The sequence below is a fragment of the Microvirga terricola genome, assembly GCF_011777495.1.
Taxonomy (GTDB): Bacteria; Pseudomonadota; Alphaproteobacteria; order Rhizobiales; family Beijerinckiaceae; genus Microvirga; species Microvirga terricola.
Genome location: NZ_JAATJS010000002.1, coordinates 272,768 through 299,093 on the forward strand (window position 1 = coordinate 272,768; position 26,326 = coordinate 299,093).

27 protein-coding genes and 1 other RNA gene are annotated in these 26,326 nt (G+C 63.3%); 12 read left to right on the forward strand and 16 right to left on the reverse strand.

The window, feature by feature from the left end:
* Positions 1-51: 51 nt before the first annotated feature.
* The 9 genes from HB375_RS05585 to HB375_RS05625 all read right to left on the reverse strand — a co-directional run bounded on the left by HB375_RS05585 (position 52) and on the right by HB375_RS05625 (position 10,590).
* Entirely contained in the window at positions 52-1,272 is a 1,221-nt protein-coding gene (locus tag HB375_RS05585; RefSeq protein WP_167671994.1) for a phosphopentomutase, read from the reverse strand.
* A gap of 74 nt (positions 1,273-1,346) precedes the next feature.
* Positions 1,347-2,996 (reverse strand): ABC transporter ATP-binding protein, encoded by a 1,650-nt coding sequence (locus HB375_RS05590; RefSeq protein WP_205800074.1) that lies wholly within the window; start codon positions 2,994-2,996, stop codon positions 1,347-1,349.
* Positions 2,983-3,483 (reverse strand): hypothetical protein, encoded by a 501-nt coding sequence (locus HB375_RS05595; RefSeq protein ID WP_167671995.1) that lies wholly within the window; start codon positions 3,481-3,483, stop codon positions 2,983-2,985. Before HB375_RS05595 ends, HB375_RS05590 begins: the two co-directional genes overlap by 14 nt.
* On the reverse strand, positions 3,480-4,643 hold the full coding sequence (locus HB375_RS05600) for an ABC transporter permease (RefSeq protein ID WP_167671996.1): 1,164 nt from the start codon (positions 4,641-4,643) through the stop codon (positions 3,480-3,482). Before HB375_RS05600 ends, HB375_RS05595 begins: the two co-directional genes overlap by 4 nt.
* Before the next feature lies 1 nt (position 4,644).
* Entirely contained in the window at positions 4,645-5,757 is a 1,113-nt protein-coding gene (locus HB375_RS05605) for a microcin C ABC transporter permease YejB (RefSeq protein ID WP_167671997.1), read from the reverse strand.
* The gene (locus tag HB375_RS05610; protein WP_343232356.1) at positions 5,757-6,161 is read right to left on the reverse strand and encodes a DUF4260 domain-containing protein; all 405 of its coding nucleotides are present in this window, start codon (positions 6,159-6,161) and stop codon (positions 5,757-5,759) included. The genes HB375_RS05605 and HB375_RS05610 overlap by 1 nt, the downstream gene beginning before the upstream one ends.
* Before the next feature lie 4 nt (positions 6,162-6,165).
* A complete protein-coding gene (locus HB375_RS05615) occupies positions 6,166-8,031 on the reverse strand; it encodes an extracellular solute-binding protein (protein ID WP_167671998.1) in 1,866 nt (621 codons plus the stop codon).
* Complete coding sequence (locus HB375_RS05620; RefSeq protein ID WP_167671999.1) at positions 8,028-9,866, reverse strand: extracellular solute-binding protein; 1,839 nt, start codon at positions 9,864-9,866, stop codon at positions 8,028-8,030. Before HB375_RS05620 ends, HB375_RS05615 begins: the two co-directional genes overlap by 4 nt.
* A 184-nt stretch (positions 9,867-10,050) precedes the next feature.
* Complete coding sequence (locus HB375_RS05625) at positions 10,051-10,590, reverse strand: c-type cytochrome (protein ID WP_167672000.1); 540 nt, start codon at positions 10,588-10,590, stop codon at positions 10,051-10,053.
* 237 nt (positions 10,591-10,827) lie between these two features.
* On the opposite strand from HB375_RS05625, the gene HB375_RS05630 reads away from it, so the two are divergent.
* From HB375_RS05630 to HB375_RS05640, 3 genes are read left to right on the forward strand one after another with little or no spacing between them, the layout of a single operon-like run.
* Positions 10,828-11,571: a 3-deoxy-manno-octulosonate cytidylyltransferase gene (locus HB375_RS05630; protein WP_167672001.1), complete on the forward strand. Its 744-nt coding sequence runs from the start codon at positions 10,828-10,830 to the stop codon at positions 11,569-11,571.
* Positions 11,568-12,422: a prephenate dehydratase gene (locus HB375_RS05635; RefSeq protein ID WP_205800076.1), complete on the forward strand. Its 855-nt coding sequence runs from the start codon at positions 11,568-11,570 to the stop codon at positions 12,420-12,422. The genes HB375_RS05630 and HB375_RS05635 overlap by 4 nt, the downstream gene beginning before the upstream one ends.
* The gene (locus HB375_RS05640) at positions 12,419-12,949 is read left to right on the forward strand and encodes a GNAT family N-acetyltransferase (protein WP_167672002.1); all 531 of its coding nucleotides are present in this window, start codon (positions 12,419-12,421) and stop codon (positions 12,947-12,949) included. The genes HB375_RS05635 and HB375_RS05640 overlap by 4 nt, the downstream gene beginning before the upstream one ends.
* A 4-nt stretch (positions 12,950-12,953) precedes the next feature.
* Here HB375_RS05640 and nudC read toward each other — a convergent pair whose 3' ends face one another.
* Both nudC and HB375_RS05650 read right to left on the reverse strand, forming a co-directional pair.
* A complete protein-coding gene (gene nudC / locus HB375_RS05645) occupies positions 12,954-13,856 on the reverse strand; it encodes an NAD(+) diphosphatase (protein WP_167672003.1) in 903 nt (300 codons plus the stop codon).
* A 2-nt stretch (positions 13,857-13,858) separates the two neighbouring features.
* On the reverse strand, positions 13,859-14,275 hold the full coding sequence (locus tag HB375_RS05650) for an HIT domain-containing protein (RefSeq protein ID WP_167672004.1): 417 nt from the start codon (positions 14,273-14,275) through the stop codon (positions 13,859-13,861).
* Between the two features lie 96 nt (positions 14,276-14,371).
* Here HB375_RS05650 and ffs point away from each other — a divergent pair.
* From ffs to recR, 4 genes are all read left to right on the forward strand, one after another.
* An RNA gene (gene ffs / locus HB375_RS05655) (signal recognition particle sRNA small type) lies at positions 14,372-14,468 on the forward strand.
* Between the two features lie 46 nt (positions 14,469-14,514).
* A complete protein-coding gene (locus HB375_RS05660) occupies positions 14,515-16,338 on the forward strand; it encodes a DNA polymerase III subunit gamma/tau (protein WP_167672005.1) in 1,824 nt (607 codons plus the stop codon).
* Positions 16,339-16,343: 5 nt separating this feature from the next.
* A complete protein-coding gene (locus tag HB375_RS05665) occupies positions 16,344-16,664 on the forward strand; it encodes a YbaB/EbfC family nucleoid-associated protein (protein WP_167672006.1) in 321 nt (106 codons plus the stop codon).
* 7 nt (positions 16,665-16,671) lie between these two features.
* On the forward strand, positions 16,672-17,277 hold the full coding sequence (gene recR / locus HB375_RS05670; protein ID WP_167672007.1) for a recombination mediator RecR: 606 nt from the start codon (positions 16,672-16,674) through the stop codon (positions 17,275-17,277).
* Here recR and HB375_RS05675 read toward each other — a convergent pair.
* Positions 17,274-18,887 (reverse strand): sensor histidine kinase, encoded by a 1,614-nt coding sequence (locus tag HB375_RS05675; protein WP_167672008.1) that lies wholly within the window; start codon positions 18,885-18,887, stop codon positions 17,274-17,276. The genes recR and HB375_RS05675 overlap by 4 nt on opposite strands.
* A 158-nt stretch (positions 18,888-19,045) precedes the next feature.
* Between HB375_RS05675 and dapD the strand changes: the two genes are divergently transcribed.
* From dapD to HB375_RS05695, 4 genes are all read left to right on the forward strand, one after another.
* The gene (dapD, locus tag HB375_RS05680; protein ID WP_167672009.1) at positions 19,046-19,888 is read left to right on the forward strand and encodes a 2,3,4,5-tetrahydropyridine-2,6-dicarboxylate N-succinyltransferase; all 843 of its coding nucleotides are present in this window, start codon (positions 19,046-19,048) and stop codon (positions 19,886-19,888) included.
* Positions 19,889-19,940: 52 nt separating this feature from the next.
* Positions 19,941-20,441 carry a DUF805 domain-containing protein gene (locus tag HB375_RS05685; RefSeq protein WP_167672010.1) on the forward strand — a complete coding sequence of 167 codons (501 nt, stop codon included), beginning with the start codon at positions 19,941-19,943 and terminating at the stop codon, positions 20,439-20,441.
* Between the two features lie 31 nt (positions 20,442-20,472).
* Entirely contained in the window at positions 20,473-21,642 is a 1,170-nt protein-coding gene (gene dapE / locus HB375_RS05690; protein ID WP_167672011.1) for a succinyl-diaminopimelate desuccinylase, read from the forward strand.
* A gap of 88 nt (positions 21,643-21,730) precedes the next feature.
* On the forward strand, positions 21,731-22,315 hold the full coding sequence (locus tag HB375_RS05695; protein ID WP_167672012.1) for a hypothetical protein: 585 nt from the start codon (positions 21,731-21,733) through the stop codon (positions 22,313-22,315).
* On the opposite strand, the gene truA is transcribed toward HB375_RS05695, so the two are convergent.
* The 4 genes from truA to def are packed head-to-tail and all read right to left on the reverse strand — an operon-like array spanning position 22,312 to position 25,013.
* Entirely contained in the window at positions 22,312-23,055 is a 744-nt protein-coding gene (truA, locus tag HB375_RS05700) for a tRNA pseudouridine(38-40) synthase TruA (protein ID WP_167672013.1), read from the reverse strand. The genes HB375_RS05695 and truA overlap by 4 nt on opposite strands.
* 1 nt (position 23,056) lies before the next feature.
* Positions 23,057-23,566, reverse strand: coding sequence for a GNAT family N-acetyltransferase (locus HB375_RS05705; protein ID WP_167672014.1), 510 nt, complete (start codon positions 23,564-23,566; stop codon positions 23,057-23,059).
* Positions 23,563-24,495, reverse strand: coding sequence for a methionyl-tRNA formyltransferase (fmt, locus tag HB375_RS05710; protein ID WP_167672015.1), 933 nt, complete (start codon positions 24,493-24,495; stop codon positions 23,563-23,565). Before fmt ends, HB375_RS05705 begins: the two co-directional genes overlap by 4 nt.
* Positions 24,492-25,013 (reverse strand): peptide deformylase, encoded by a 522-nt coding sequence (gene def, locus HB375_RS05715; RefSeq protein ID WP_167672016.1) that lies wholly within the window; start codon positions 25,011-25,013, stop codon positions 24,492-24,494. Before def ends, fmt begins: the two co-directional genes overlap by 4 nt.
* A gap of 87 nt (positions 25,014-25,100) precedes the next feature.
* Here def and HB375_RS05720 point away from each other — a divergent pair, with 87 nt between their 5' ends.
* On the forward strand, positions 25,101-26,270 hold the full coding sequence (locus HB375_RS05720; protein ID WP_167672017.1) for a DNA recombination protein RmuC: 1,170 nt from the start codon (positions 25,101-25,103) through the stop codon (positions 26,268-26,270).
* Positions 26,271-26,326 lie beyond the last annotated feature (56 nt).

Consider the following 26,326-nt stretch of genomic DNA (forward strand, 5'->3'; position numbering starts at 1 on the left):
CAGATACGTCACGAATGTAGCGCCGCGCGCTAACACTCATCACGCCGCAGCTCAAAGCCAGGACGTGCCCTTGCCAGGATGCGGCACCTTCAAGTGGGCCAGCACGCTCGCCCCGATATCCGCAAAGCTTTCCCGCCGTCCGACGCTGCCCGTCTTCACGCCCGGACCGAAGGCCAGGATCGGCGTATGCTCGCGGGTGTGGTCGGTGCCGCGCCAGGAGGGGTCGTTGCCGTGATCGGCGGTGATGATAACGAGGTCGCCGGGTTTTAGCGCGGCTTCGATCTCGGGAACGCGGCGGTCGAAGGCTTCGAGGGCTGCAGCGTAGCCGGGGATGTCGCGGCGGTGGCCGAACTCGGTGTCGAAATCGACGAGATTGGCGAAGACGAAGCCGCCATCGGGCAGATCCTTCATCGCGTCGATGGCGGCTGACAGGCACGCATCATTGCCGGAAGGTTTCACTTCCTTGCCAGTGCTGCGATGGGCAAAGATGTCGCCGATCTTGCCGACGGTGACGATGGCGCGGCCCGCCTTCTGCAACGTGTCCAGAATCGTGTCGGCGGGCGGAAACACCGCAAAGTCCTTGCGGTTGCCGGTGCGCTTGAAACCCGTTTCCGCCGTGCCGACGAAGGGGCGGGCGATGACGCGGCCGATGTTGTAGGGGTCACAGAGTTCGCGCGCGATCTTGCAGAGATCGTAGAGGCGCTGAAGCCCAAAAGTTTCCTCGTGCGCCGCGATCTGCAGCACGCTGTCGACGGAGGTGTAGCAGATGGGTTTTCCCGTGCGCACATGCTCCGCGCCGTAATCGTCGATCACAACGGTGCCGGAGGCGTGCTTGTTGGCGAGAATGCCGGGAAGGTTCGCGCGGGCGATCAGCGCGTCCGTTAGTTCCTTCGGGAAGGACGGCACGGTGTCGGGGAAATAGCCCCAGTCGAAAGTCACGGGCACGCCCGTGATTTCCCAGTGGCCGGAGGGCGTGTCCTTGCCGTTGGAGGTTTCGACGCCGTAGCCCCAGGCGCCTTTCAGAGGGCCCTTTGGAGCGAGGTTCGGCGGCATGCGGCCCGTGGAGGCCTCACACGCGAGGCCCAGGCCGAACGCGGTCATGTGCGGAAGGTTCAGCGGTCCCTGGCGCAAGCCGACCTGGTCGCCCCGGCCTTCTGCGCAGGCTTCCGCGATGTGGCCGACCGTATCTGCGCCGGCATCGCCATAGATGTCCGCGTCCTCAGCGCCGCCGATGCCGACGGAATCGAGCACGATGATGAGAGCGCGGGGCATGGCAAAATCCTTCAAGCGATCAGAATCGGACACTGATACGGCATTACGGGAGAAGAGGCGATAGGGGAGGTATGCTACTGCCGGACGGCGTTGTTGCCGAGCGTTTCGAGGTTGAAGGCGGCGGCGAACAGGGCGCGGGTGTAATCGGTCTGTGGCGCGGCAAAAATGCTTTCCGCCGCGCCTTCCTCGACGATCTTGCCGTTCTGCATGACGACGACGTGGTTCGCGAGCGCCCGCACCACTTTCAGGTCGTGGCTGATGAACATGTAGGCGAGGTCGCGCCGCTTCTGGAGATCGCGCAGCAGCTCCACGATCTGGGCCTGCACGGACATGTCGAGCGCGGAAGTCGGCTCGTCGAGCACGATGAATTGCGGCTCCAGCGCCATGGCGCGGGCAATGGCGATGCGCTGGCGCTGGCCGCCGGAGAATTCATGCGGATAGCGGTCCATCGTCGCCGGATCGAGGCCGACATCGTAGAGCGCGCGGGCAACGACATCGCGGCGCTGGGCGTAGGAGAGACTCTTGTTCTGCACCGACAGGCCTTCCTCGACGATCTCCGCCACCGAGAGGCGCGGCGAGAGGGAGCCGTAGGGGTCCTGGAACACCACCTGCAAATCCTTGCGCATGGGGCGGATGTCGCGCGAGCGCAGACCGTCGATGCGGTTGCCGAGAAACACGACCGGACCTTCAGACGCGACGAGGCGCAGGATCGCAAGGCCGAGCGTCGTCTTGCCAGAACCGGACTCGCCGACGACGCCGATGGTCTCGCCCTTGCGCACGCGAACGGAGACGCCATCGACCGCTTTCACATGGCCAACAATTTTGCGGAAGAAGCCACGCTTGATCGGAAACCAGACTTTCAGCGGCCCGGCCTCGACGACGGTGGGCGCATTGGCGGGCACAGGATTGGCACGGCCCTTCGGCTCCGCCGCGAGGAGGCGCTTCGTGTAAGAATGCTGCGGGTTGCCGAAGACTTCGTCGACGGGCCCCTGCTCGACGATCTCGCCCTTCAGCATGACGCAGACGCGGTCGGCCACTTTGCGCACGATGCCGAGATCATGCGTGATGAAGAGCATCGCCATGCCGAGCCTGCTCTTCAACTCGGCGAGCAGCTTTAGAATCTGCGCCTGCACCGTCACGTCGAGCGCCGTGGTGGGCTCGTCGGCGATCAGAAGATCGGGCTCGTTGGCGAGGCTCATGGCGATCATCACGCGCTGACGCTGGCCGCCGGAAAGCTGGTGCGGATAAGCGCCGAGGCGGCTTTCCGCATCGCGGATGCCGACGAGTTGGAGCAACTCGAGCGTTTTCGCGCGCGCATCGCGATCGGACAGACCGCGATGCAGTTTCAAAATCTCGCCGACCTGTCGCTCGATGGTGTGGAGCGGATTGAGCGAAGTCATCGGCTCCTGAAACACCATGGTGATGTCGTCGCCGCGCACACGGCGGATGTCGTTCTCGCTCGCCGCGAGCAGGTCTTGTCCCTTGAACAGGATGCGGCCGGAGGGATGATGCGCCGTCGGATAGGGCAGGAGCTTGAGGATCGACAGGGCGGAGACCGACTTGCCCGAGCCGGACTCGCCGACAAGCGCCACCGTCTCTCCCTTGCGAATGTCGAACGAAACGCGGTCGACCGCCAACGCATCGCGCCCGCCCTGGCGGAAGGCGACGGAGAGGTTTTGGACGGAGAGGAGGGGAGTGTTGGGAGTTATCTCAGCATGGGACAAGAGATGCCTCCCGTTGCAGGGCGGAGATACGCCACAGAGCGCCGTTAGCCATTAAGGCGCTGACTGCGAACACGGTGAACGCGTGCCAGGGATTGGGCGGCTTCTTAAGAACGTAGCGAGTGAAGAGAAGGAAAGTGCATAAGGCCGATGCAGGAAGCAGAAGAGCGATCCCGATTTCGGGGAGCATGCCGCTGGCACGATTGGGTAGGCAACTGAGCAATTCTTTTTCATCTTCGGACAACCCGAAGACGATCTGGTGCAGCAGAAAAGACGCTGAGAGCACGAGGCCGATAGGTCCACTGACAAAGCCGACGAGATATATAACAGCGGATATAATTGCCGTTGTGACCAGCATGTCGACGAACGATAGGAAATCGAACGGCCTTGTGAAAAACGCCAAAACGAAAGGATTAAGCAGCAATGCACACACGGCCGTGAGCAGCCATGGCTGTTTCCTCGAAATGCGAACCGAACCAGCCTCCCTCATCGAAAAGCCTTCCGCGGATCGAAAGCGTCGCGCACGGCTTCGCCGGTGAAGATCAAGAGGCTTAGCATGAGCGCGATCACGAAAAAGCCCGTGAGACCCAGCCACGGTGCCTGCAAGTTCGCCTTGCCCTGCGCCAGCAATTCACCGAGGGAGGGCGAGCCGGGGGGCAGGCCGAAGCCGAGGAAATCGAGGGAGGTCAGCGTCGTGATCGAGCCGTTGAGGATGAAGGGCAGGAAGGTCAGCGTCGCGACCATCGCATTCGGCAACAGGTGCTTGAACATGATGGTGGTGCTGGATAGGCCCAAAGCTCGCGCGGCGCGCACATATTCGAAGTTTCGCGCACGTAAGAATTCCGCGCGCACCACGCCGACCAGCGACACCCACGAAAAGAGCAACAGGATGCCGAGCAGCACGAAGAAGCTTGGCGTAATGATGGCTGAAATGATGATGAGGAGATACAACGCGGGGATCGCGGTCCAGATTTCGATGAAGCGCTGGAACAGAAGATCGACCCAGCCGCCAAAGTAGCCCTGCACCGCGCCGGCGAGAACGCCGATGACGGATGAGATGCCCGCGAGCACGAGGCCGAAGAGCACGGAGAGGCGGAAGCCGTAGATGAGGCGCGCGACGACATCGCGGCCCTGATCGTCCGTGCCGAGCCAGTTCCACTCGATGTCGCGACATGTCTTGTCGCCGACGCGCTCGGCGGCTGCACGGCATTGCGCGTCCGTCAGCATCCAGGTCGGCGGCGAGGGGGCGGGCACCGGCAGGTCGAGATTGTGCGTGTTGTATGAGAAGCGGATCGGCGGCCAGACAATCCAGCCGTTCGCCTGGATCTCCTTCGCGATGACGGGATCGCGATAATCGGTCTGCGCGAGGAAGCCGCCGAATTTCTCTTCCGGGTAGTCGACGAAAACGGGGTAGAGAATTTCGCCCTTGTAGGAGGCGAGGATCGGCCTGTCGTTGGCGATGAATTCGGCAAAGAGGCTCAAGACGAACAGGACCATGAAGATCCAGAACGACCAGTAGCCGCGTCGGTTTGCCTTGAAATTCTGCAGCCGCCGCCGGTTGAGTGGCGAGAGACGCAGCCAACCTTCGCGCGGCACGGGCGGCGCGACGGGGGCGACGACAGGCGGGGTGACGGTGATGCTCTCGTTCATCTCACGTCTCCCGCGTTTCGAAATCGATGCGCGGATCGATCCCGGTATAGGTGAGATCCGAGATCAGGTTCACCGCAAGCCCGAGGAGCGAGAAGATGTAGAGGTTCGCGAACACCACCGGGTAATCGCGGTTCACGATGGACTCGAACGAGAGAAGGCCGAGCCCATCGAGCGAAAAGATGGTCTCGATGAGGAGCGCACCTGCGAAGAACGCGCCGATGAATGCGCCGGGAAAGCCGGCGATCACGATCAGCATCGCATTGCGGAAAACGTGGCCGTAAAGCACCTGGCCCTCGGACAACCCCTTCATGCGAGCCGTCAGCACATATTGCTTGCGGATCTCATCGAGGAACGAGTTTTTCGTGAGCAAGGTCGAGGTCGCGAACGCGCCGAGCGCCATGGCGGTAATCGGCAGGGCGATGTGCCAGAGATAATCGACCGCCTTGCCAGCGAGCGAGAATTGCGACCAGTTCTCGGAGGTCAGGCCGCGCAAGGGGAAGAGCTGCCAGAACGAGCCGCCGGCGAACAGCACGATCAGAAGGATCGCGAAGAGGAAGCCGGGGATCGCATAGCCGATGATGACGATCGCCGAGGTCCAGATGTCGAAGGACGAGCCGTCATGCACGGCTTTACGGATGCCGAGGGGAATCGAGATGGCGTAGGAGAGAAGCGTCATCCAAAGCCCGAGGCTGATCGAGACGGGCAGTTTCTCCTTGATGAGCTGCAACACCGAGATGTCGCGGAAATAGCTCTTGCCGAAATCGAAGCGCGCGTAGTCCCACAGCATCTTGGCGAAGCGCTCGGGCGCGGGCTTGTCGAAGCCGAACTGCACTTCGAGCTGCTTGATGAATTGCGGGTCGAGTCCCTGCGCACCACGATAGCGCGAGGAAGAGGCCTCCGCCGCGCCGCCGCCTGCCGCGCTTTGTCCGCCGGAGAAGTCGCCGCCGCCGCCCGAGATGCGCGAGGTGGCGCTGGAATCCTGGCCTTGAAGCTGAGCGATGATGCGCTCCACCGGGCCGCCGGGGGCGAATTGCACGATGGTGAAGGAAATCAGCATGATTCCGAGCAGCGTCGGAACCATCAGCAGGATGCGGCGCGCGATATAGGCGAACATCAAGCGCCCGCGCGGTCACGACCGATACGGCCGAGATGGGTGTCTGAGAAGCCGGTCGCGTATTTCAATCCGTACCCCAACATGCGGTCAAACCCGATATGAGCCGCCCAGATCGCGGCCAGTCCCAGTAGAAGCGGGCTTGCCAGAAAAAGCCCGATTCCGATCAGGAGAGCAGGCCCGATCATCGTGTGAAGGATATTGTAGATCATAGCTCCGAGCCTGGGGCCAGCCCCATAGGCGACAAAGCTCACATCGGGAAGGAGGAAGAGTGCCGCATAGAGCCACCAGGACAACCCGGTATAGCTGAAGGCCACGCTTGCGATCGTGAAGAGTGCCAGTCCTTCTAGCCGCAGGATCGTCCGAGGAGTGCCCGCGATGGCCGGCGATGCGGTGTTTTCGCTCACACTCTCAGCCCCGCCCGATCCGCTTGGATTTTTCCGCGTCGTACCACCAGGTGTCTGGCGCGCCCGTGGTGAAACGCGGCTTTATGGCGGGCCGCGAGAATTGGTCCCAGAAGGTCAGCCAATTGTTCGCCTTCCACCACATGGGCACCCAGTATTGGTTTGCGCGCAGCACCCGGTCGAGGGCGCGGCAGGCGACGTTGAGTTCGGCCCGGCTCTTTGTATCTGCGATGCGCTGCACCAGCGCATCCACGGCGGGGTCCTCGATGCCGGCGATGTTTCGACTGCCAGGTGTCCGCGCGGCTTCCGAACCATAGACGATCCGCAAGTCATCGCCGGGCGTCGTCGAGCCGCTGAGTGCGCGGCTCGTCATGTCGAAATCGTAGTCGTTCAAGCGGCGCTGATACTGCGCGGCATCCACGATGCGCGACGTGGCGTCGATGCCGAGCTTCTTGAGATTGGCCTGGAACGGCTCGGTGTGCGGCTGGAACGCGGCGGAGAAATCGAGAAATTCGATGCGGAAAGGCTGACCGTTCGGCAGCTTCAACACGCCGCCGTCGCGCTTGCACCCGGCTGCGCGCAGAAGCTCGTCGGCGCGGCGCAGCAATTTGCGGTCCTGGCCCGATCCGTCGGAGACCGGCGGCAGATAGGGCTCGCCGAAGACCGCATCCGACACCTTGCCCCGGAAGGGTTCAAGAAGCGCCAGTTCCTCCGGCGAGGGCAGGCCGACCGCCTTCATGTCCGAGTTTTCGAAGAACGACGTGAGCCGGCGATAGGAGCCGAACATGATGTTCGCATTCGTCCACTCGAAGTCGAAAGCAAGGCCGATGGCTTCGCGGATGCGCGGGTCCTTGAACGCATCGCGGCGCGTGTTGAAGTACCAGCCCTGGATGGGAGAGGGCGCGTTGTTCGGCAACTCTTCCTTCTTCACGCGACCTTCGCGAATGGCGGGAAAATCGTACCCCGTCGCCCAGATGCGGGAGGTGTATTCCTCCTGAAAGTTCAGCACGCCGCTCTTGAAGGCCTCGAAAGCCACCGCACGGTCGCGGAAATATTCGTACCGAACATGGTCGAAATTGTTGAGGCCGACATTCACCGGCAGATCTTTCGCCCAGTAATCCGGCACGCGTTCGAATTCGATGAAACGGCCCTGCTCGAACTTTCCGACCTTGTAGGCGCCGGAGCCGAGCGGTGGCTCCAGCGTCGAGGCCTCGAAGTCGTGGCCTTGCCAGTAGCGTTCCGAGAAAATCGGCAGGCCGGCGACGACGAGGTGAATATCGCGGCTGCGCTTGGGAGAGAATTGAACGCGCAGCACATCGTCCGCCTCAGCCTCGGCGGATGTCATTTGCGGCAGAACAGCACGAAAGACCGGGTGGCCTTTCTCCTTGAGAACGTTGAGCGAGAAAGCCGCGTCCCTTGCGGTGAGCCTTGAGCCATCATGAAAGCGCGCTTCGGGCCGCAGCAGAAAGCGATAGGTCAGCTTGTCGGCCGAGACGCGAACGCTTTTGGCGACGAGGCCGTAAAGTGCATCCGGTTCGTCCGCCGCCGACGTCATCAGGCTGTCGAAGGTGCTGCCCATGCCGGCCGCGCCGTCGCCTTGCAACACGAAGATGTTGAGCGTGTTGAAGGTGTCGAAATTCTGATTGCCCGTGCCCTGCTTGAGCTGGATCGCCAGCAGGCCGCCCTTCGGCGCATTGGGATTCACATAGTCGAAATGCTTGAAGTCGGGGCCGTATTTGAGGTCGCCGAAGCTCGACAGGCCGTAGGTTTCGATGTCCGATGCTGTCTGCGCGAAGCCGCGTCGTGGCAAGGCTGACAGGGCCGTCATCGCGGCCCCGCCGATCAGGATGCCTCGGCGGTTAGGGTGCTTCATCGCGGCGCTCCGGTCTTGGCGGCTTTTGCCTCATCATACCACCAGATGGTCGGAAAGGCGGCGCCGCCATAGCGCGGCATTGTCTCAGGGTGGCTGAAGCGGTCCCAGCGGGCGGTGCGTTGCTTCCCGTAAGTCCAGTGCGGGATCATGTAGTCATGTGCCAGAAGCACGCGATCGAGCGCCTTAGTCGCGGCTACTAACTCCTCGCGGCTCTTCGCGAAGATGACGCGGTCGATCAAGGCGTCGACGCCGGGGTCGGCGATACCCGCGATATTGCGCGAGCCGGGACGCTCCGCTGCTTCTGAACCCCAGAACTCACGCTGTTCGTTGCCGGGTGATTGGCTCTCGGCCCACGCGCCCATTGTGACGTCGAAGTCGAAAGAACGGATACGGTTGACCTGCTGCGCATCATCCACGATGCGCACGGTGGTGGAGATGCCGAGGCGATCGAGCGCGGCCTTGTAGGGCAGAAACAACCGCTCGTCGTTGGGGCTGTCACCCAAAAGCTCGATGGTGAATTGCTCGCCCTTGGCATTGACCCTTTTGCGGTCTTTCACCTCCCAACCTGCCTCGCGGAGTAACCTGTCTGCCTCGCGAAGGTTGTTGCGGATCGCCTCCTGTGAGTCGCTGACGGGGTTCGTGTAGGGCGTGGTGAATACCTGGGGCGGCACCTTGTCCCGCACGGTTTCCAGAATGGCCAGCTCCTGGCCCTCCGGCAGCCCGGAGGAGGCGAGATCGAGGCCGTCGAAATAGCTCGAAATGCGTTTGTACTGGCCGTAAGCGAGGGTCTTGTTGATCTCCTCGAAGGGGAGGGCGAGGTTCAATGCGCGCCTGACGCGCTGGTCCTTGAACTTGTCGCGTCGCAGGTTGAGCACGAAGGCCTGCATCACGCCCATGGAACGCAATGGGAATTCCTCGATGATGACGCGGCCGTCCTTGCGGGCTGGGAAGTCGTATCCCGTTGCCCAGTTGCGGGCGCTGTTCTCGGTGCGAAAATCGGTCCGGTCGCCCTTGAACGCTTCCAGCAGCACCGTTGCGTCCCGGTAGTACTCCACGCGCAGTTCATCGAAGTTGTACTGGCCGACATTCACGTTGAGGTTTTCACCCCAATAATCCTTCACCCGCTCATAGGACACGCTGCGGCCCGCATCGAAGTTTTTGACACGGTAAGGGCCGGAGCCGAGTGGCGGCTCCAGGGTGGTCTGGTTGATGTCGCGCTTGCGCCCGTCCGGAGCGGTTCCCTCCCACCAGTGCTTCGGCAGAATGTAAAGCTGGCCCATGATGTGGGGCAGTTCGCGGTTGCCCTTCTGGTTGAACGTGAACTTGACCTCGCGCTCGCCGACCTTCTCCGCGCTCACGACGTTGGCATAATAGAAGGCCTGGGCTGGGTTGAGGGTCTTCCAGCTCTGGAAGGAGAAGACCACATCCTCGACCGTGACCGATCGGCCATCATGCCAGCGCGCCTCGGGGCGCAGGCGGAAGGTGACGGAGGAGAAGTCATCCGGATAGCTGAACGCCTCGGCCAGAAGCCCATAACTCGCGCTCGGCTCGTCGAGGGACGAGGTGGTCAGGTTTTCATAGACGTCGTTCAGGCCTGCCGCCGGGACGCCTTTGACTCCTGCGATGACGATGTTGAAGCTGTCGAAGGTGCCCTGGGCGCCGAGACGCACCAGCCCGCCCTTGGGCGCGTCGGGGTTCACATAGTCGAAATGCTTGAACCCGGGACCGTATTTCGGCTGGCCGAGGAGCGTCGAGCCGTGCCGCCATTCCTGCGCCGCAAGGGGGGAGGCGGCAAAACAGGCGGCGGCAAGGCTGAGCAGAACGGGGCGGATCACAAGGCATCTCCTGCGTGAGGCGTCTATCCGGGGCCGCGCGTCCCGGCGCTCACAGGACAAGGAAAAACCGCTTGTCCGTCAAGTGGATGGGGCGTCACGAAGCCGAATCGATTCCTGTGATAACGCACAAAACAAAAAGCCGGGCTTAACGGCCCGGCTTCTCGAAAGGGGTATGGTCCGCGCCTTACTTGGCGGGGAAGGGGACCGGGTTGTCCGAGAGGGTCCGCAGGTAAGCCAGGATATCGGCGCGCTCTTGCGCCTGGGCGACGCCTGCGAAGGCCATGATGGTGCCGGGGGCGTCACCCTTGGGCGAGGTGATGAAGTGGTCGATCTTCTCGTAGGTCCAGTTGCCGCCCTTGGCCTTGAGAGCTGCCGAGTAGTTGAAGCCCTCGTGCGAGGCGACAGGACGGTCGACGAGACCGTAGAGATTCGGGCCGACCTTGTTCGGGCCGCCCTTTTCGAAGGTGTGGCAGGCGGCGCACTTCTTGGCAGCCGACTGGCCCTTGGCCGGATCGGCCTTGGCGAGGAGGACGGGCAGGGGCTCCGCAGGAGCTGCCGGAGCGGCTGCGCCACCGGCTGCCGTCTCTGCCGCTCCCGGAAGATCGTAGCCCGGCACAGCAGGCTTCTTCGGCGCGAACAGACCACCGGCGATGACGTTGACGCCGACCACGAAAAGAAGCGAGCCGAATACGGCACCCGCGATCTTATTGGTCTCGATATTCATGGATTAGGCTCTCCTCGCCTCTCAGCGGCGAAATCAGCGCAACGGAATAGGGCAGCCGCGAGCGGGCGCCCGCGACCGTGGCGTTGCTTAGCCGTAGAGATGGGGTTTTGACAATGGGGGGCGAGCGGGTTTTCGCCGGTCTCGTGGTCGCAGCGCGGTCTTTTCGGGGCAGGGGCCGCTCATGACAAAACCGCCCGGCCTTGGTAAGGACCGCCCCGAGTTTCATTGGGGCGCACCATGTCCGATCCTCTCGTGCTGATTCCGGCACGCCTTGCCGCAACCCGCCTGCCGAACAAGCCGCTCGCCGATATCGCGGGCGAGCCCATGATCGTCCATGTGTGGCGCCGGGCCGTCGAGGCCGGAATCGGGCCGGTGGCGGTAGCGACTGACGCTCCCGAGATCGCCGACGCCGTCATCCGCGCCGGGGGACAGGCCGTCATGACCCGCTCCGACCACGCCTCTGGCTCCGATCGCATCTTCGAGGCTGTGGAAAAGCTCGACCCGGAAGGGCGGCACGACGTGGTGGTGAACGTGCAGGGGGACCTGCCGACGGTTGACCCCCGCGCCATTGCCGCCTCCATCGCCCCCCTTTCGGACGCCGCTGTCGATGTCTCGACCCTGGTTGCGGTGATCGAGCGGGAGGAGGAGCGGACCAACCCCAACGTCGTGAAGATGGTCGGCAGCGAAGTTTCGCCCGGCCGCTTCCGCGCGCTCTATTTCACCCGGGCGACCGCGCCTTATGGGGGCGGGCCGCTCTATCACCATATCGGCCTCTATGCGTATCGCCGCAAAGCGTTGCAACGGTTCGTCGGCATGCCCGCGTCGCCGCTGGAGCTTCGCGAGAAGCTTGAGCAGTTGCGGGCGCTGGAAGCCGGAATGCGCATCGATGCGGTCGTGGTCGACGATGTGCCGCTCGGAGTCGATACGCCCCACGATCTGGAAAGGGCGCGCGAGATCATCGCGGCGCGGAGGACATCATGAACAAGGTCATTTCGTTTCAGGGCGAGCCGGGGGCCAACTCCCATATCGCTTGCGATGAGGTTTTCCCCGATTGGCAGGTGCTGCCGAGCCCGACCTTCGAGGATGCCTTTGCCGCCGTGGACGAGGGGCAGGCGGGTCTCGCCATGATCCCGATCGAGAACTCGATCGCGGGCCGCGTGGCGGATATCCACCACCTGCTGCCGACTTCGGGGCTGCACATCATCGGCGAACACTTTCTGCCGATTCATTTCCAGCTCATGGCTATTCCGGAAGCCAATCTCGGCACCATCAAGAGCGTGCACAGCCACGTTCACGCGCTCGGCCAGTGCCGCAAGATCATCCGCAAGCTCGGGCTGAAGGCTCATGTGGCGGGCGATACGGCGGGCTCCGCGCGCGAGGTGTCCGAGTGGAAGGACCCGTCCAAAGCTTCGCTCGCGCCACGTATGGCTGCGAACATCTACGGCCTGAAAATTCTCGCCGAGGATGTGGAGGACGAGGCGCACAACACGACGCGTTTCGTCATTCTCTCCAAGACGCCGCAATGGGTCGCGGCAGGCAAGGGGCCGACGGTGACCTCTTTCGTCTTCCGCGTCCGCAACCTGCCGGCCGCGCTCTACAAGGCGCTCGGCGGTTTCGCGACGAACGGCATCAACATGACGAAGCTCGAAAGCTACATGCTGGAAGGCGAGTTCTTGGCGACGCAATTTTACGCGGAAGTCGACGGCCACCCGGATGACGTGAACCTGAAGCGCGCGCTCGAGGAGCTTGAATTCTTCTCGCGCGAATTGCGCATCCTCGGCGTCTATCCGGCGCATCTGTTCCGCGAAAAGATCAAGGAAGCGGCCGAGTGACCATTCTCGTCCGCGACGGCGGGGTCGAGGACGCAGAAGGCGTCGCCCGCGCGCATGTGCAGGGTTGGCGTGAATCCTACAAGGATTTCCTGAACGCGGAATCGCTTGCGGGTTTGTCGGTCGAAGAGCGGTTTCGGATGTGGAGCGACATACTCTCCAGGCCCGATCCGACGGCGAAGTTTCTGGTGGCTGAAGATGTGGACGGCACCATCGTCGGCTTTGCGCGCGGCGGCGCCGTGCGCGAGAAGGGCACGACGCCGCTCGATACCGAGTCCGAGCTTTACGCGATCTACCTCATCGACCGCGTGAAGCGCCAGGGCATCGGTCGGCGGTTGGCGATAGGCGTGTTCGACCATCTCGCGCAGAACTTCGCCTCCGCTGGGCTCTGGGTGCTTGAGCAGAACTTTTCCGCACGTAGCTTTTACGAAATACTTGGCGGCAGGCCGACGGTCGAGCAGCGGCTCGAACTGCGCGGACAGACCGTGACGGAAATCGGCTATCGCTTCGAGCCGATTCCGAGAAGCTGAAGCGTCAGTTCCGCATCCACTCGCGCAACAGATGATGCGCAATCGCGATGGGGGAGGGCGCGGCAAAATCCTCGTGCGTGCCGTCGAGCATGCGGCGGATATCGTCGCGCGTGAACCAGCGCGCATCTTCCAACTCCGCAGTGTCGATGGTGATGGCGTCGGTCTCGGCTTCCGCGACGCAGCCGATCATCAGCGATGACGGGAACGGCCAGGGTTGCGAGGAGAGATAGCGCACCTTGCCAACGCGCACGCCCGCTTCCTCGAAGGTCTCGCGCCGCACCGCGTCCTCGATGGTCTCACCGGGTTCCAGAAAGCCCGCGAGGCAGGAATAGGTTTTGGTCGTAAACCGGCTCTGGCGTCCCATGAGGCATTTGCCGCCGCGCGTCACCAGCATGATGACGACCGGATCGGTGCGCGGAAAATGCTCCGTGCCGCAGGCTGCGCAATCGCGCCGGAAACCCGCATGCGCGGGCTCTGTCCGAGCGCCGCAATTGGCGCAGAAGCGATGGCGCGCATGCCAGCCAAGCATGGACTTCGCCATGGCGAGCGTGCCCAGTTCCTCGAACGGTACGAGGCCCTGCACCGCGACCGAGCGGAGATCGGTGACGGTGAAGGCGGGATCGTCCTGAAACAGCTCCGCCGATTCCGGCGGCGCAAGAGTCGCGATGACCGGGCGGTCGTTCAGCGTCCCGAGGAGGACCTGTTCGTGGTGGTTTTTAAGTCGTGCCAGGGCAGAAGAGGGGAGCAGCCCGGTTCCCGGCGCGCCCACTTGCAGGATCGGCAAGTCGCCTGCGAAAATCACCATGGCCGCGTCGGGGTTGCCGAGGTGGCGGATGAGCGCGTCCGGGTCCTCCTCGGCGCTGTGGCGCACGAGGGCGTTCGTGATGTAGCCGGGAGCGAATGTCATGGTCAGGCTGCTGCAAAAAGGGCCGCGGCGCGCTCGATGAGGGCAGTCGCTGCGTGAGGCCGATAGGGGGTACGGGTGCCGTGGCCCCAGACCGGGCCTGGCCAGGCGGGGTCGGAGCGGAAGCGCCCGATCACATGAACATGAAGCTGCGTCACGATGTTCCCCAGCGCCCCGACATTCACCTTGTCGGGCTTGGCCAGCGCCATCATGACCTTCGTCGCGATGCGGATTTCCTGTGTGAGCTGGGCGTAATCCGCGTCCGACAGATCGGTGATCTCGCTGACAGTCGGGACGCGCGGCACCAGTACGAACCAGGGAAAGCGGGCGTCGTTGAGGAGGAGAACCGAGGACAGGGCCAGATCCCCGACCGGGATGGTATCGGCCTCAAGCCGCGAATCGAGCTGGAAATGTGAATTCATGGCCTCACGTTACCCGAGCTTGACCGGCGGTGCCTATCCCCACCCCGCTCGGCTATGAAACTTGCGTTCCTCTGACGAAAACTCCATATAGGCGGCGGGAGGTTGGCGAGGGACGTCTCACTCGCCAACCGGGTCAGGTCCGGAAGGAAGCAGCCCTAACGAGACCGAACGGGTCTTCGTCCAGCCTCCCACCCTGGCGCTTCAGGTCGGCGCCTCACATCCCAGAGCCTCAAGAGCCGATGGACGAAACCACAACCGGCACGCCCCTGAACGACGAGCCGGCTTTGCCCGGTTTCCCGCCCGCGCCTGCAGCCGCGCCGGGCTCGCCCTATCGCGTTCTCGCCCGCAAATACCGCCCCCGCACCTTCGACGATCTCATCGGCCAGGAAGCGATGGTGCGCACGCTCTCGAACGCTTTCGAGACGGGCCGCATCCCGCAAGCCTGGATGCTGACCGGTGTCCGCGGCGTCGGCAAGACCACGACGGCCCGCATTCTCGCGCGCGGCCTGAACTATCAGAGGGCCGACGGCACCGGTGGGCCGACCATCCATATGCCTGAGCTTGGCGTGCATTGCGAAGCGATCATGGAATCGCGGCATGTGGACGTGCTGGAAATGGACGCGGCCTCCCACACCGGCATCGACGACGTCCGCCAGATCATCGACGGTATCCGCTATTCGCCGGTTTCCGCGCGTTACAAGGTCTACATCATCGACGAGGTTCACATGCTCTCGGAGAAGGCGTTCAACGCCTTCCTGAAGACGCTGGAGGAACCGCCGCCGCATGCGAAGTTCATCTTCGCGACGACCGAAATCCGCAAAGTCCCGGTCACCATTCTCTCGCGCTGCCAGCGCTTCGACCTGCGCCGCATCGAGACGGACAAGCTCGTCGCGCATCTCGGCCGCATCTGTGACGCGGAAAGTGTGAAGGCCGATCAAGAGGCGCTTGCCGCCATCGCCCGCGCGGCGGAAGGCTCGGCGCGTGACTCGCTCTCGCTGCTCGATCAGGCTATCGCCCACGGCGCGGGGCATGTCGCGGCCGAGACCGTGCGAGACATGCTGGGCCTTGCCGACCGCACGCTCGTCCTCGACCTGTTCGAGGCGGTGATGCGCGGCGACGTGCCTGCCGCTTTCGCGGGACTTCGTGCGCAATACGATGCGGGTGCGGACCCGAGCGTCATCCTCTCCGATCTCGCTGCCTTCTCCCATGTGGTCACGCGGCTCAAACTCATTCCCGATGCGGCGAAAGACCCGGCCTTGTCTGAGGCCGAGCGGTCGCGCGGCAGCGAGTATGCCCAAAAGCTTTCGGTGCGCACACTCTCCCGTGCTTGGCAGATTTTGCTGAAGGGTATTCCTGAGGTGCAGGCCTCGAACCGCCCCATCGCGGCGGCGGAAATGGTGCTGGTGCGCTTGGCCTATGCTGCCGATCTGCCTACGCCGGACGAGGCTTTGCGCGCGCTGAAAGACGGCGCTCCCGTCTCGACGGGTGGACCGTCTGCGCCGCTGCCGTCGTCGCCTCCGCCTTCGGGCCCCATCGTGTCCGGCAACGTGGCGCTTGCGACGTCGCAGCCCATGCCGCAGCCCATGCCGCAGCCGCGGCCTCAGCCGCAGGGCACCGCGCCCGTCATGCGTCTGCGTCGCTTCGAGGACGTGGTGGCTTTAGCCGCCGAGCAGCGCGAGATCGTGCTGAAAACCGCGCTTGAGCGGGATGTGCGCCTCGTCCGCTTCGAGGAAGGGCGTATCGAATTCAACTTGGCTGAAGGCGGTAGCCGCACGATCGCCAACGATCTGGCGCGCGCGCTGCAACAATGGACCGGCCAGCGCTGGATGGTCGCCCTGTCATCCGACGCGGGTGCCCCCACCTTACGCGAACAGGCCGACACGGCGGAGCGCGAGCGCAAGGAAGGCGCGACGAACCATCCGCTGGTGCAGGCGGTGCTCGCGAAATTTCCCGGCGCGCAGGTCGTCAACGTGATCGAGCGCGCGAAGGCGGCCGAGGACGGTGCGTCCGAGGCGGACATGGATATGCTCGGCGCAACCGACGCCGAAGACGAAGTGGAGTAGAGACGATGCGCGACATGATGGGATTGATGAAGCAGGCGCAGGCCATGCAGCAGAAGCTGCAGGACGCTCAGGCTGAACTCGACAATGTCGAAGTCGAAGGCAGCGCGGGCGGCGGCGTCGTTACCGTCAAGGTATCGGGCAAAGGCGTACTCAAAGCCATCAGCATCGACCCTTCACTCATGAATGCGGACGAGAAGGAAATTCTCGAAGACCTGATCGTCGCCGCCATGAACGATGCGCGCGGCAAAGCCGACCGCGCCGCGCAGGATCGCATGGCCGAGCTGACCAAGGGCCTGCCTCTGCCGCCCGGCATGAAACTCTTCTGAGAATTCGATGGCCCAGTCCGTCGCCGGCCCCGAGATCGAACGCCTGATCCAGCTTCTGGCCCGCCTGCCGGGTTTGGGTCCGCGTTCGGCCCGGCGCGCTGCACTGCATCTCATCAAGAAGCGCGAGACGCTGCTCAATCCGTTGAGCGAGGCCATGCGCGTCGCCAACGAGCGGATCGTCGTGTGCTCCTCCTGCGGCAACGTCGATACGTCCGACCCCTGCACGATCTGCCGCGACCATCGGCGCGATGCGTCGATCATCGTGGTGGTGGAGGACGTGTCCGATCTCTGGGCACTGGAGCGCTCGGGCGCGATCAACGCGCTCTATCACGTGCTCGGCGGCGTGCTCTCGCCGCTCGATGGCGTGCGGCCGGAGCATCTCAATCTCGACCGTCTCGTGGAGCGGGCGACGCAATCCGGCGTCGCGGAGGTGATCCTGGCACTCAGCGCCACGGTCGATGGGCAGACCACGGCCCATTACATCACCGATCTTTTGAACCACCTGCCGGTGAAGGTCACGAAACTCGCCCACGGGGTGCCGGTGGGCGGCGAACTCGATTATCTCGACGAAGGCACGCTCTCGGCGGCGATCCGCCAGCGCACGACGTTCTAACCCTCCGCCGGAATTGTCAGCCTGAAAACGGTTCCGTCATGCGCCTCGATGCCGAAGGTGCCGCCGAGCTGGTCGGTGAACGCGCGGATCAGTTTCATGCCGAGGGAGGAATCCGTCTCCTTGACGCCAAAAACACCCTTGCCGGTGTCGTGGACTGTGACCTCGATCTGATCGGCGACACGCGCAGTCGAGACGATGATGCGCCCTCCCTGGCCGGGTGCGAAGGCATGCTTGAAGGCGTTCGAGATCGCCTCCGTGACCGCAAGCGCCAGCGGAGCGGCGCGTTCGAGGTCGATTGAAATCGGCTGGGCTTCAAGCTCCACCGAGATGCCGCGATCGGACGCTCCATAGGTCGCCGACAATTCCTTCAGCAGGCGATCAAAATAATCCTGCAGATCGATCAATCCGCCGGATTCCTTGCGATAGAGCGTGTCGTGAATGAGGCCGATGGAGCGAAGCCTGTCCTGTGTTTCGCGGAAGGCTGTCTTGACGACAGGGTCCGTGAAGCGGCGCGATTGCATTTGCAGAAGGCTCGATGTGACCTGCAGATTGTTTTTCACCCGGTGGTGAATTTCCTGCAATAGAACGACCTTGTCCCCGAGTGCTTTTTCGAGTTCCGCATTCGCCTTTGCGAGGTTGTCGTTCGCCAGCTGCAGTTCGTTCTGCGTCTCCTCCATGCGGTAGCTGATTCTTGAGCCGATGGTCGTCAATCCGCCGAAGGCCGTGAGGATGATGGCTGCGAGCGCGGTGCTCCAATAAAAATTCGTCGTCCAGGACGAGAGGGCCGTCGCCACCGGGATGCTGGCCGTGACGATCACATGCCATTGATCGATGCGGCGAAACGAGACGATCCGCTCCGCCCGGTCAGCCGTCGTATCGGATCGGAAGGTTCCCATCGGCTCTGAGGCCAGCGGGTGCAGGATCCGCGATTGGTTGAGGGAGACGTTGAGCTGTGCGGGAGTAAGCCCCGTCCTGGCGATGATGCGTCCGTCATCACCCCAAAGTCCCAGGATCAGCTTCTCGCTCTCGGCCCCCGGCCCGGTCACGGTTTCGAGAAAGGCCGGTCTTAAGACCACATGGACCGCTCCGGAGAATACGCCTTTGAGGTCGTCGATGCGGCGGCTGTAGCTGTAAAGGACCTCGTTGGTACCCTGCCGGATAATCGGATCGCCGATATAGGTTTTGGCTCCGTCACGAAGAGCCAGGAACCAGGTCTCGTTTTCGTAGCTGGTCCGCAGCGGGATGGGGCTGTTCGATGTCGAGACGGTAAATCCATACTTGTCGACGATCAGGAATTGTTCGCTGGCCTCGGACCGTTGGGTCAGTTCGACGAGATACTCATGAACGTCGAGCGCGCCGCTTGCGGTCTCCACGCTGCCCTTCGCCCGCAAATAGGCAATCACTTGGCGTGCGAGCAGATCGCTCGTTTCCAGCGTCCGCTCGGTATTCTCCTCGACGAGGAGGGCGAGGTCCCGCGTCGACGCCTCGGCCCGACCGATGGCGTTGCGGTGCTCGATCCAGAGGAAGAGACCACGGATGCCCACAACCGCGACTGCGAAGAGGATCGCGGTTGCATACAGAACGCTGCGCACGTCGCGGGCAGTGGTCATGATACGCGCACTCTAGATGCGAAAAGGTGCACAATTGTGTAGCCCATTCGCGCGGTGGTTGTCAGGCCGCTAAATGGGGCTGCTGAAACAGTCTTTCAGGTGACAGCCCGAAATGCCATTGCTAATCAGTCTGTATTGCCCTCTCGCTTGAGTTCCCCATGTCCTACACCGATCTCGCCTCGACCATCGACGCCGCCTGGGAAGACCGGGCCAACGTGAGCGCCTCCACCACCGGTACCGTTAGAAAAGCCGTGGAGCAGGCGCTCCAGCTTCTCGACTCTGGCCAGGCCCGCGTCGCGGAGAAGGTCGCCGGCGAATGGCAGGTCAATCAATGGCTGAAGAAGGCGGTTCTCCTATCCTTCCGCCTCAACGACATGGCCGTGATCAAGGGCGGCCCGGGCGAGGCCGTGTGGTGGGACAAAGTGCCCTCCAAGTTCGAGGGCTGGTCGGACACCGAGTTCAAGCAGGCGGGCTTCCGTGCCGTGCCGAACTGCGTCGCGCGCCGGGGGGCCTATGTCGCGCCGAACGTCGTCCTCATGCCCTCCTTCGTCAATCTCGGCGCTTACGTGGGCGAGGGCACCATGGTCGACACCTGGGTGACGGTCGGCTCCTGCGCGCAGATCGGCAAGCACGTGCACCTCTCCGGCGGCGTCGGCATCGGCGGCGTACTGGAGCCACTCCAGGCGAACCCCGTCATCATCGAGGACAATTGCTTCATCGGCGCGCGCTCGGAGGTGGTCGAGGGCGTGATCGTTGGCGAGGGCTCGGTGCTCTCCATGGGCGTCTTCATCTCGGCCTCGACCAAGATCATCGACCGCAACACCGGAGAGGTCTTCATCGGCCGCGTGCCGCCCTATTCGGTGGTCGTCCCCGGCTCGCTCCCCGGCAAGCCGCTCCCCGACGGTACTCCGGGCCCGTCGCTCTACTGCGCGGTCATCGTGAAGCGCGTCGACGCGCAGACCCGCGCCAAGACGGCGATCAACGAGCTGTTGCGGGATTGACAATCATCGAAGTTGAAATTGATATGGTTTATCATATCAATTTTGGTTTCCCATGCCCGCACTTGAGCAAACGCACCCCGACAGTAACGCTAAGGAACTGTTTGAGCTGTTCTTCAGCTTCAAGGGGCGCGTGAACCGCGCGCACTACTGGAAGGTGATAATAGCGCTGTTCCTTGCCGATGTGGCCCTCGAATATCTGGGCCCGCTGTTCGCGCGCATTGTGGGGCCGATTGCGGTGGAGTTGTTCAAGGCTGCCTTTGCTCTGGCAGCCTTTTTTCCATCGCTCGTCACGATCATAAAGAGGCTCCAAGATTGCGACCTCAGCGGCTGGTGGATGTTTGCTCCCGTCGCGGCGATCCCGGTCTTGGTTGTTGGATCGATATTGCACCTGTCCTCCTTTCTCATGCTCGGGTGGATCGCTTTCGGGGGGCTCTCGATCTGGCTGTTCGTGCAGGTCGGCTTCCTCCGCGGCACCGTCGGGCCGAACCGGTTCGGGCCTGACCCACTCGGCGAAGCGCAACCGGCCATGCAATTGCAGCCTGCCGGGGATTGATTTCCGACAGCAACGTAAGTCATGAAAAGCCATGACGCACGACATCTCGCCCCTTCACCTCGCCCAATCCCTCCTGCGATGCCCCTCCGTTACTCCGGCGGAAGGCGGGGCGCTGGCGTTCATCGAAGAGGTTTTGAACGAGGCCGGGTTCGAGGTGCATCGGCCGGTGTTTTCTGACCCCGGTACGCAGGATGTCGAAAACCTCTACGCCCGTTACGGCAAGGGCGAACCTTATCTCTTGTTCGCTGGGCACACAGATGTCGTGCCGCCGGGGGACATCAATCACTGGCGGCATGATCCGTTCAGCGGAATGATCGAAGAGGGCGAGCTTTTCGGGCGCGGCGCGGTCGATATGAAGGGCGGCATCGCCTGCATGATGGCGGCGGCGCTCGCGTTCATTCGAAGCAACCCGGATTTCAAGGGCTCCATCGGCTTCCTCATCACGGGAGACGAGGAGGGGCCGGCCATCAACGGCACGGTCAAGCTTTTGGAATGGGCGAAGGCGCGGGGCGAGCGGTTCGACCATTGCATCCTCGGCGAGCCGACCAATCCGAATACGCTCGGCGACATGATCAAGATCGGCCGTCGCGGCTCGCTGACCGGTAAAGTCGTCGTCGACGGCAAGCAGGGCCATGTGGCCTATCCGCACCTGGCGGATAATCCGATCCCGGGCATGCTGCGCCTGCTCGACGGCCTGCTGCGCGAGCCGCTCGATCGCGGCACGGAGCACTTTGACGCGTCCAATCTCGAGGTGACGACGGTCGATGTGGGCAACCCCGCCGCGAATGTGATCCCCGCCGAGGCGCGGGCGACCTTCAACATCCGCTTCAACGACCTCTGGACGCCGCAAAGCCTGGAGGAAGAGATCGCCCGCCGTCTCCGCGAGGCCGCCGGAAATACCGTGCGCTATACGCTGACTTGCGAGCCCACCAATGCGGTGGCCTTCATCACCGAGCCGAACGCTTTCGTCGGCTTCATCGCGGATGCTATCCAGGCCGAAACTGGCATTCGCCCCAAGCTGTCGACGACCGGCGGGACCTCGGATGCGCGCTTCATCGTGCGCTATTGCCCGGTCGTCGAATTCGGGCTCGTCGGACAGACGATGCACCAGATCGACGAGCGGGTTGCTGTGGCCGATCTCGACCGGCTCGTGGGGATCTACGGCAAGGTTCTGGAAGCCTATTTCGCCGCAGCGGTTTAGGCGGATCTTCTAGAACCAAAGTCTATATCAACCGGAACGATTGCCGCGTCCGCCGGTTTTCGTGGGCAACGTCTTTCGGTGTTTGCCCATGATCCTTGACGCGCAAGAAGTAAACCGCTCGTTCCGGGGAGCGCTGGAACTGCTCAACAGCCGGGTCGAGGGCCTGCAGGCCTTCGACATGAGCGAGAACGGCTTCTGGCGTTCGTTCAACGCGATCTGGCTCACGCTTCCAGCCTATATCGTCTCCGTGGCCGCAGAGCGTCTTCGCCTCGGCTTGTCCGAGCAGGGCATGCTTGGCAGTTTCTGGATCGATCTCGTGGTGGCGCTTGGCTATGGCGCGAGTTTCATCGCGCTGCCCGTGGCGATGATCTGGATTACGCGCCGCATGCAGCTGACCGACCGCTACGTTCCCTTCGTCATCGTCAACAATTGGGTCACGGCCATCGGGCTGCTGGTGCTGTCGTTCCCAGCCTTTCTGCAGCTTCTGGGCCTCGCTTCGGCCGGGCTCGCCACTATTTTCGGCTTTGCTTTCGCGGTGGTGTTTCTGCGGCTTCAGTGGTTCGCCACTAAGGCCACGCTCGACGTGCCGGGGATAGCCGCCTTCGGCATCGTCGCGCTGGGCCTTGTGCTCAACATGCTGGTCGGCGCCGCGATGCGAGGGCTACTCGGCTAATCAGGATAATCGACGCCGATGAGGTAGAGCCCCATCGATGGGGCCATGGGGCCGCAGCGTGTGCGGTCGCGCGCGTCGAGTGCGGCGCGGACATCGTCGACGCTCCAGCGTCCCGCTCCAGCGCGCTCCAACGTTCCCACCATCGAGCGGACCTGATGGTGCAGGAACGAACGTGCGGAAGCGTAAACCCGGATCTCGTCGCCGATGCGCTCCACATCGAGCCGGTCGAGTGTGCGCACGGGGCCGCTCGCCTGGCACTCTGCGGCGCGGAAGGTGGTGAAGTCGTGCCGCCCGATCAGCGTCTGCGCAGCCTCGTGCATGACATCGGAATCAAGCGGCCAGGCCACATGCCACACGCGATTGGCTTCAAGCGTCGGCGGCGCGCGGCGGTTGAGGATGCGATAGACGTAATGACGCTTGATCGCCGAGATGCGCGCGCTGAACGTCTCCGGCACCAAAGCGGCGGAAAGAACAGCGACGGGCGCAGGCTTCAGATGCGCGTTGGTGGCATCGCGCACCGTGTCGGTGCGCCAATCCTTGCTCAGATCCACGTGGACGACCTGATGGGTGGCGTGAACACCCGAATCCGTGCGCCCGGCGCAATGAATGCGCACTGTCTCGCCCGCGAAACGCGCAATCGCATCCTCCACCGCCTGCTGCACCGAAAGACCGTTCGTCTGGTGCTGCCAGCCAGTAAAGGGCGTGCCGTCATATTCGATGACGAGCTTGTAGCGGGGCATGTCAGGTCAGCTCCGCGAAGGCGCGTGCATACACGACCGGCCCGGAGGCCGTGCGTCCGTTCTCCGACAACGGCAGAGCCTGAAGATAGGGGCCGTCGTAAGGCGTCTTGAGACCTTCCGCTGCTTCCACCCGAAAGCTGAAATCGCCGTAGTAATCTGGCTCGCCCAGAACAAGCACGAGGTCCATGTCCGCATCGGCGAGACGCTGAAGCGCGTCCTCGATCAACGCGGCACCGATCCCACGGTTTTGGAACGGCGGAAGGACCGCGACAGGCGCGAGTGCGCAAGCCTTCACGGATGGACAATCGGCGAGAGCCAGCGGCGAGAAGGCGATATGTCCGACCACATCGTCACTGGCGCAGGCGACGAGGGAAAGGGTGAGATCGCCATCCGCGCGAAGGCGATCCACCAGATCGGCCTCCGCATTGCCGCCAAAAGCGGCAGCGTGAATGGCACGGATCGCCGCGCGGTCGGTAGACTCCTCGATGCGGATCCTTAAGGAAGACGTCATGCGAGGCTTGCCCCCGCGCCAAGGCGGACGCCGCGCAGGAAGTCGCCGGCGCTCATGGGGGCTTTGCCTGCGCGCTGCACTTGAAGCAGACGAACCGCGCCGTTGCCGCAAGCGACGACGCCATCGGCATCGAGCAGTTGGCCAGGCGCGCCAGAACCTTCCGCGAGCGTCGTGCGCAGAACCTTCACGCGCTCCGGCCCCTTCCCGAAATCGGCGGTGAAGAACGCAGCCGGAAAGGGCGAGAGGCCGCGCACATGGTCGTGCACGTTCTGCGCCGACTTTGCCCAGTCGATGCGCGCATCGTCGTTCGCGAGCTTCTGCGCGTAGGTCACGCCATCTTCCGGCTGAGGCGTGAAACTCAATCCGCCGCGCGAAAGCGCCGCGAGCGCTCGCACCATCAGGTCCGCACCGAGCCCCATGAGCTTGTCGTGCAATTCGCCTGCATTCATGTCGGGCGCAATCACCACGCGCTCGACCATGGCGACGGGGCCGGTGTCGAGGCCTTCTTCCATCTTCATGACCGCGACGCCGGTTTCCTTATCGCCCGCCATAATGGCGCGCTGGATCGGCGCTGCGCCGCGCCAGCGTGGCAGCAGAGAGGCGTGAAGGTTGAGGCAGCCGAGGGTAGGGGCGTCGAGGATCGCTTTCGGCAGCAGCATGCCATAGGCCACCACCACGGCCACATCGGCCTCATGCTGGCGAAAGGTTTCCGCCGCCTCTTCGGTGCGCAGGGTCTTGGGTGCGAGCACGGGCAGCCCGAACCGCTCGGCCATGCGATGCACCGGGGAGGGCTTCAATTCCATGCCGCGGCCGGCGGCCGCCGGGGGACGGGAGTAGACCGCCACGACCTCGTGTCCCTGGCCGACGATCTCCGAGAGAGTGGGCACCGCGAAATCGGGCGTGCCCATGAAGACAACGCGAAGGCTCATGCGCCGCCCACCTCGCGCTTCGCCGCCTTCTTGAACTTGGTCATGACCCGGTCGCGTTTGAGCTTGGAGAGGTAATCGATGAACAGGACGCCGTTGAGATGGTCGATCTCATGCTGCACGCAGGTCGCCAGAAGCTCGGAGGCTTCCTGCTCGATGGTTTCGCCAGCGAGGTTCATGTAGCGGAAGCGCACCCGGTCGGGCCGCTCGACTTCCTCGTAATATTCGGGGATCGAGAGGCAGCCTTCCTCGTAAACCCGCTTCTCCTCCGAGGCCCAGACAATCTCGGGGTTGAGCAGCACCAGGGGCTGGCGCTCGTCCTCGGTTTTGGAGACATCCATCGTCACGACCCGCAGGGGCACGCCGATCTGAATCGCGGCGAGGCCCACGCCGGGGGCGTCATACATGGTTTCCAGCATGTCGTCGGCGAGCAGCCGGATCTCGTCGGTAATGCTCGCCACCGGCTCGGAAACGAGGCGGAGCTTGGGGTCGGGAAGGATGACAAGGGGTCTGATGGTCATGATTGCCGGAGATAAGGGCTTGGCTCGGGATGGTCAAATCGTTCGTCTTATGTTCGGATGCGCCGGTCAACCGGAAGTTCGCATTTCATGAATGACATCCTCTTTCTCGTCGGCTCGGTGCCCGTCACCTGGGGCAAGGTCGTGCTCGGCATGGCCGTTGTGAGCCTTGTGCTTCTCGTCCTGGTGACGGTCCTGCTCCTGCGGACTCGGCGGGAGCGAGCCCTGGAGGCGGCGGTCTCGGGCGAACGGGCGCGGGAGATGGATGACAAGGTCGCCGAACTCACCCGCATCCAAGCCGAGATGACCGGGCGGATGCAGACCATCGCGGAGGTGTTCGGCTCCCGCCAGAGCGATTTCGTGCGGCTGATCTCCGAGCGGATCGACGGGCTCCAGCACCGGGTGGGGCAGGGGCTGGAAGCGACGACGCAGCGCCAGACAGAAAACCTGTCGAAACTCAACGAACGGCTGGCGGTGATCGACGCCGCGCAGAAGAACCTGACGGATCTGACCGGCGAGATCGTCGGCCTGAAGGACATCTTGGCCAACAAGCAGAGCCGCGGCGCTTACGGGCAGGGCCGCATGGAGGCGATCATTCGCGACGGGCTGCCCAACGGCGCGTTCGAGTTTCAACCGACCCTGTCCAACCGCACGCGGCCGGACTGCATCGTGCGCCTGCCGGGCGACTCGCGCGGCCTCGTGATCGACGCCAAGTTCCCACTCGAAGGGTTCAGCCAGTTCCGCGAGGCGAAGGGAGACGACGCGCGCAAGCAGGCCGCGAGCCGTGTGCGCAACGACATGCTCGTGCACGTGAAGGACATTTCGGAAAAATACTTCATCGCCGGCGAGACGCAGGACATGGCGATGATGTTCGTGCCCGCCGAGTCGATCTATGCCGATCTCGCCGAGCATTTCGACGACGTGATCCAGAAGGCGCATCGCGCCCGCATCGTGATCGTCTCACCGTCGCTTCTCGCCCTTGCGGTTCAGGTCATGCAGGCGCTGGTACGCGATGCGCGCGTTCGCGAAGAAGCGCGCGTGATCCAGGTCGAGGTGCAGAAGCTGTTGGAGGACATCGAGCGGCTGGACAGTCGCGTCGCCAAGCTCGACGCCCATTTTCGGCAGGCGCAGGAGGACGTGGGCCAGATCCGCATTTCAACGGAAAAGATTGTGAAACGCGGCGAGCGGATTGAAACGCTGGAGTTTGAAGACGGGGACGCACAGGTCCGCGCCGAGATACTGCGGCTGCAAAGGGCGTGATCTACGCATTGCCGAATAGGTTCGGAACTGCATTTCCTTCGCGAGGTTTGCCAACG

Bases quoted from the DNA above. Each gene is read 5' to 3' on its own strand.
- def (WP_167672016.1), bottom strand. From the start codon at position 25,013: ATGACCATCAGACCCCTTGTCATCCTTCCCGACCCCAAGCTCCGCCTC.
- nudC (WP_167672003.1), bottom strand. From the start codon at position 13,856: ATGACATTCGCTCCCGGCTACATCACGAACGCCCTCGTGCGCCACAGC.
- dapD (WP_167672009.1), top strand. From the start codon at position 19,046: ATGTCCTACACCGATCTCGCCTCGACCATCGACGCCGCCTGGGAAGAC.
- HB375_RS05705 (WP_167672014.1), bottom strand. From the start codon at position 23,566: ATGACGTCTTCCTTAAGGATCCGCATCGAGGAGTCTACCGACCGCGCG.
- HB375_RS05660 (WP_167672005.1), top strand. From the start codon at position 14,515: ATGGACGAAACCACAACCGGCACGCCCCTGAACGACGAGCCGGCTTTG.
- HB375_RS05720 (WP_167672017.1), top strand. From the start codon at position 25,101: ATGAATGACATCCTCTTTCTCGTCGGCTCGGTGCCCGTCACCTGGGGC.
- HB375_RS05650 (WP_167672004.1), bottom strand. From the start codon at position 14,275: ATGAATTCACATTTCCAGCTCGATTCGCGGCTTGAGGCCGATACCATC.
- dapE (WP_167672011.1), top strand. From the start codon at position 20,473: ATGACGCACGACATCTCGCCCCTTCACCTCGCCCAATCCCTCCTGCGA.
- HB375_RS05685 (WP_167672010.1), top strand. From the start codon at position 19,941: ATGCCCGCACTTGAGCAAACGCACCCCGACAGTAACGCTAAGGAACTG.
- fmt (WP_167672015.1), bottom strand. From the start codon at position 24,495: ATGAGCCTTCGCGTTGTCTTCATGGGCACGCCCGATTTCGCGGTGCCC.
- HB375_RS05595 (WP_167671995.1), bottom strand. From the start codon at position 3,483: ATGAGGGAGGCTGGTTCGGTTCGCATTTCGAGGAAACAGCCATGGCTG.
- HB375_RS05695 (WP_167672012.1), top strand. From the start codon at position 21,731: ATGATCCTTGACGCGCAAGAAGTAAACCGCTCGTTCCGGGGAGCGCTG.
- HB375_RS05605 (WP_167671997.1), bottom strand. From the start codon at position 5,757: ATGTTCGCCTATATCGCGCGCCGCATCCTGCTGATGGTTCCGACGCTG.
- HB375_RS05585 (WP_167671994.1), bottom strand. From the start codon at position 1,272: ATGCCCCGCGCTCTCATCATCGTGCTCGATTCCGTCGGCATCGGCGGC.
- HB375_RS05615 (WP_167671998.1), bottom strand. From the start codon at position 8,031: ATGAAGCACCCTAACCGCCGAGGCATCCTGATCGGCGGGGCCGCGATG.
- HB375_RS05665 (WP_167672006.1), top strand. From the start codon at position 16,344: ATGCGCGACATGATGGGATTGATGAAGCAGGCGCAGGCCATGCAGCAG.
- HB375_RS05635 (WP_205800076.1), top strand. From the start codon at position 11,568: ATGAACAAGGTCATTTCGTTTCAGGGCGAGCCGGGGGCCAACTCCCAT.
- HB375_RS05630 (WP_167672001.1), top strand. From the start codon at position 10,828: ATGTCCGATCCTCTCGTGCTGATTCCGGCACGCCTTGCCGCAACCCGC.
- HB375_RS05675 (WP_167672008.1), bottom strand. From the start codon at position 18,887: ATGACCACTGCCCGCGACGTGCGCAGCGTTCTGTATGCAACCGCGATC.
- truA (WP_167672013.1), bottom strand. From the start codon at position 23,055: ATGCCCCGCTACAAGCTCGTCATCGAATATGACGGCACGCCCTTTACT.
- HB375_RS05625 (WP_167672000.1), bottom strand. From the start codon at position 10,590: ATGAATATCGAGACCAATAAGATCGCGGGTGCCGTATTCGGCTCGCTT.
- recR (WP_167672007.1), top strand. From the start codon at position 16,672: ATGGCCCAGTCCGTCGCCGGCCCCGAGATCGAACGCCTGATCCAGCTT.
- HB375_RS05600 (WP_167671996.1), bottom strand. From the start codon at position 4,643: ATGAACGAGAGCATCACCGTCACCCCGCCTGTCGTCGCCCCCGTCGCG.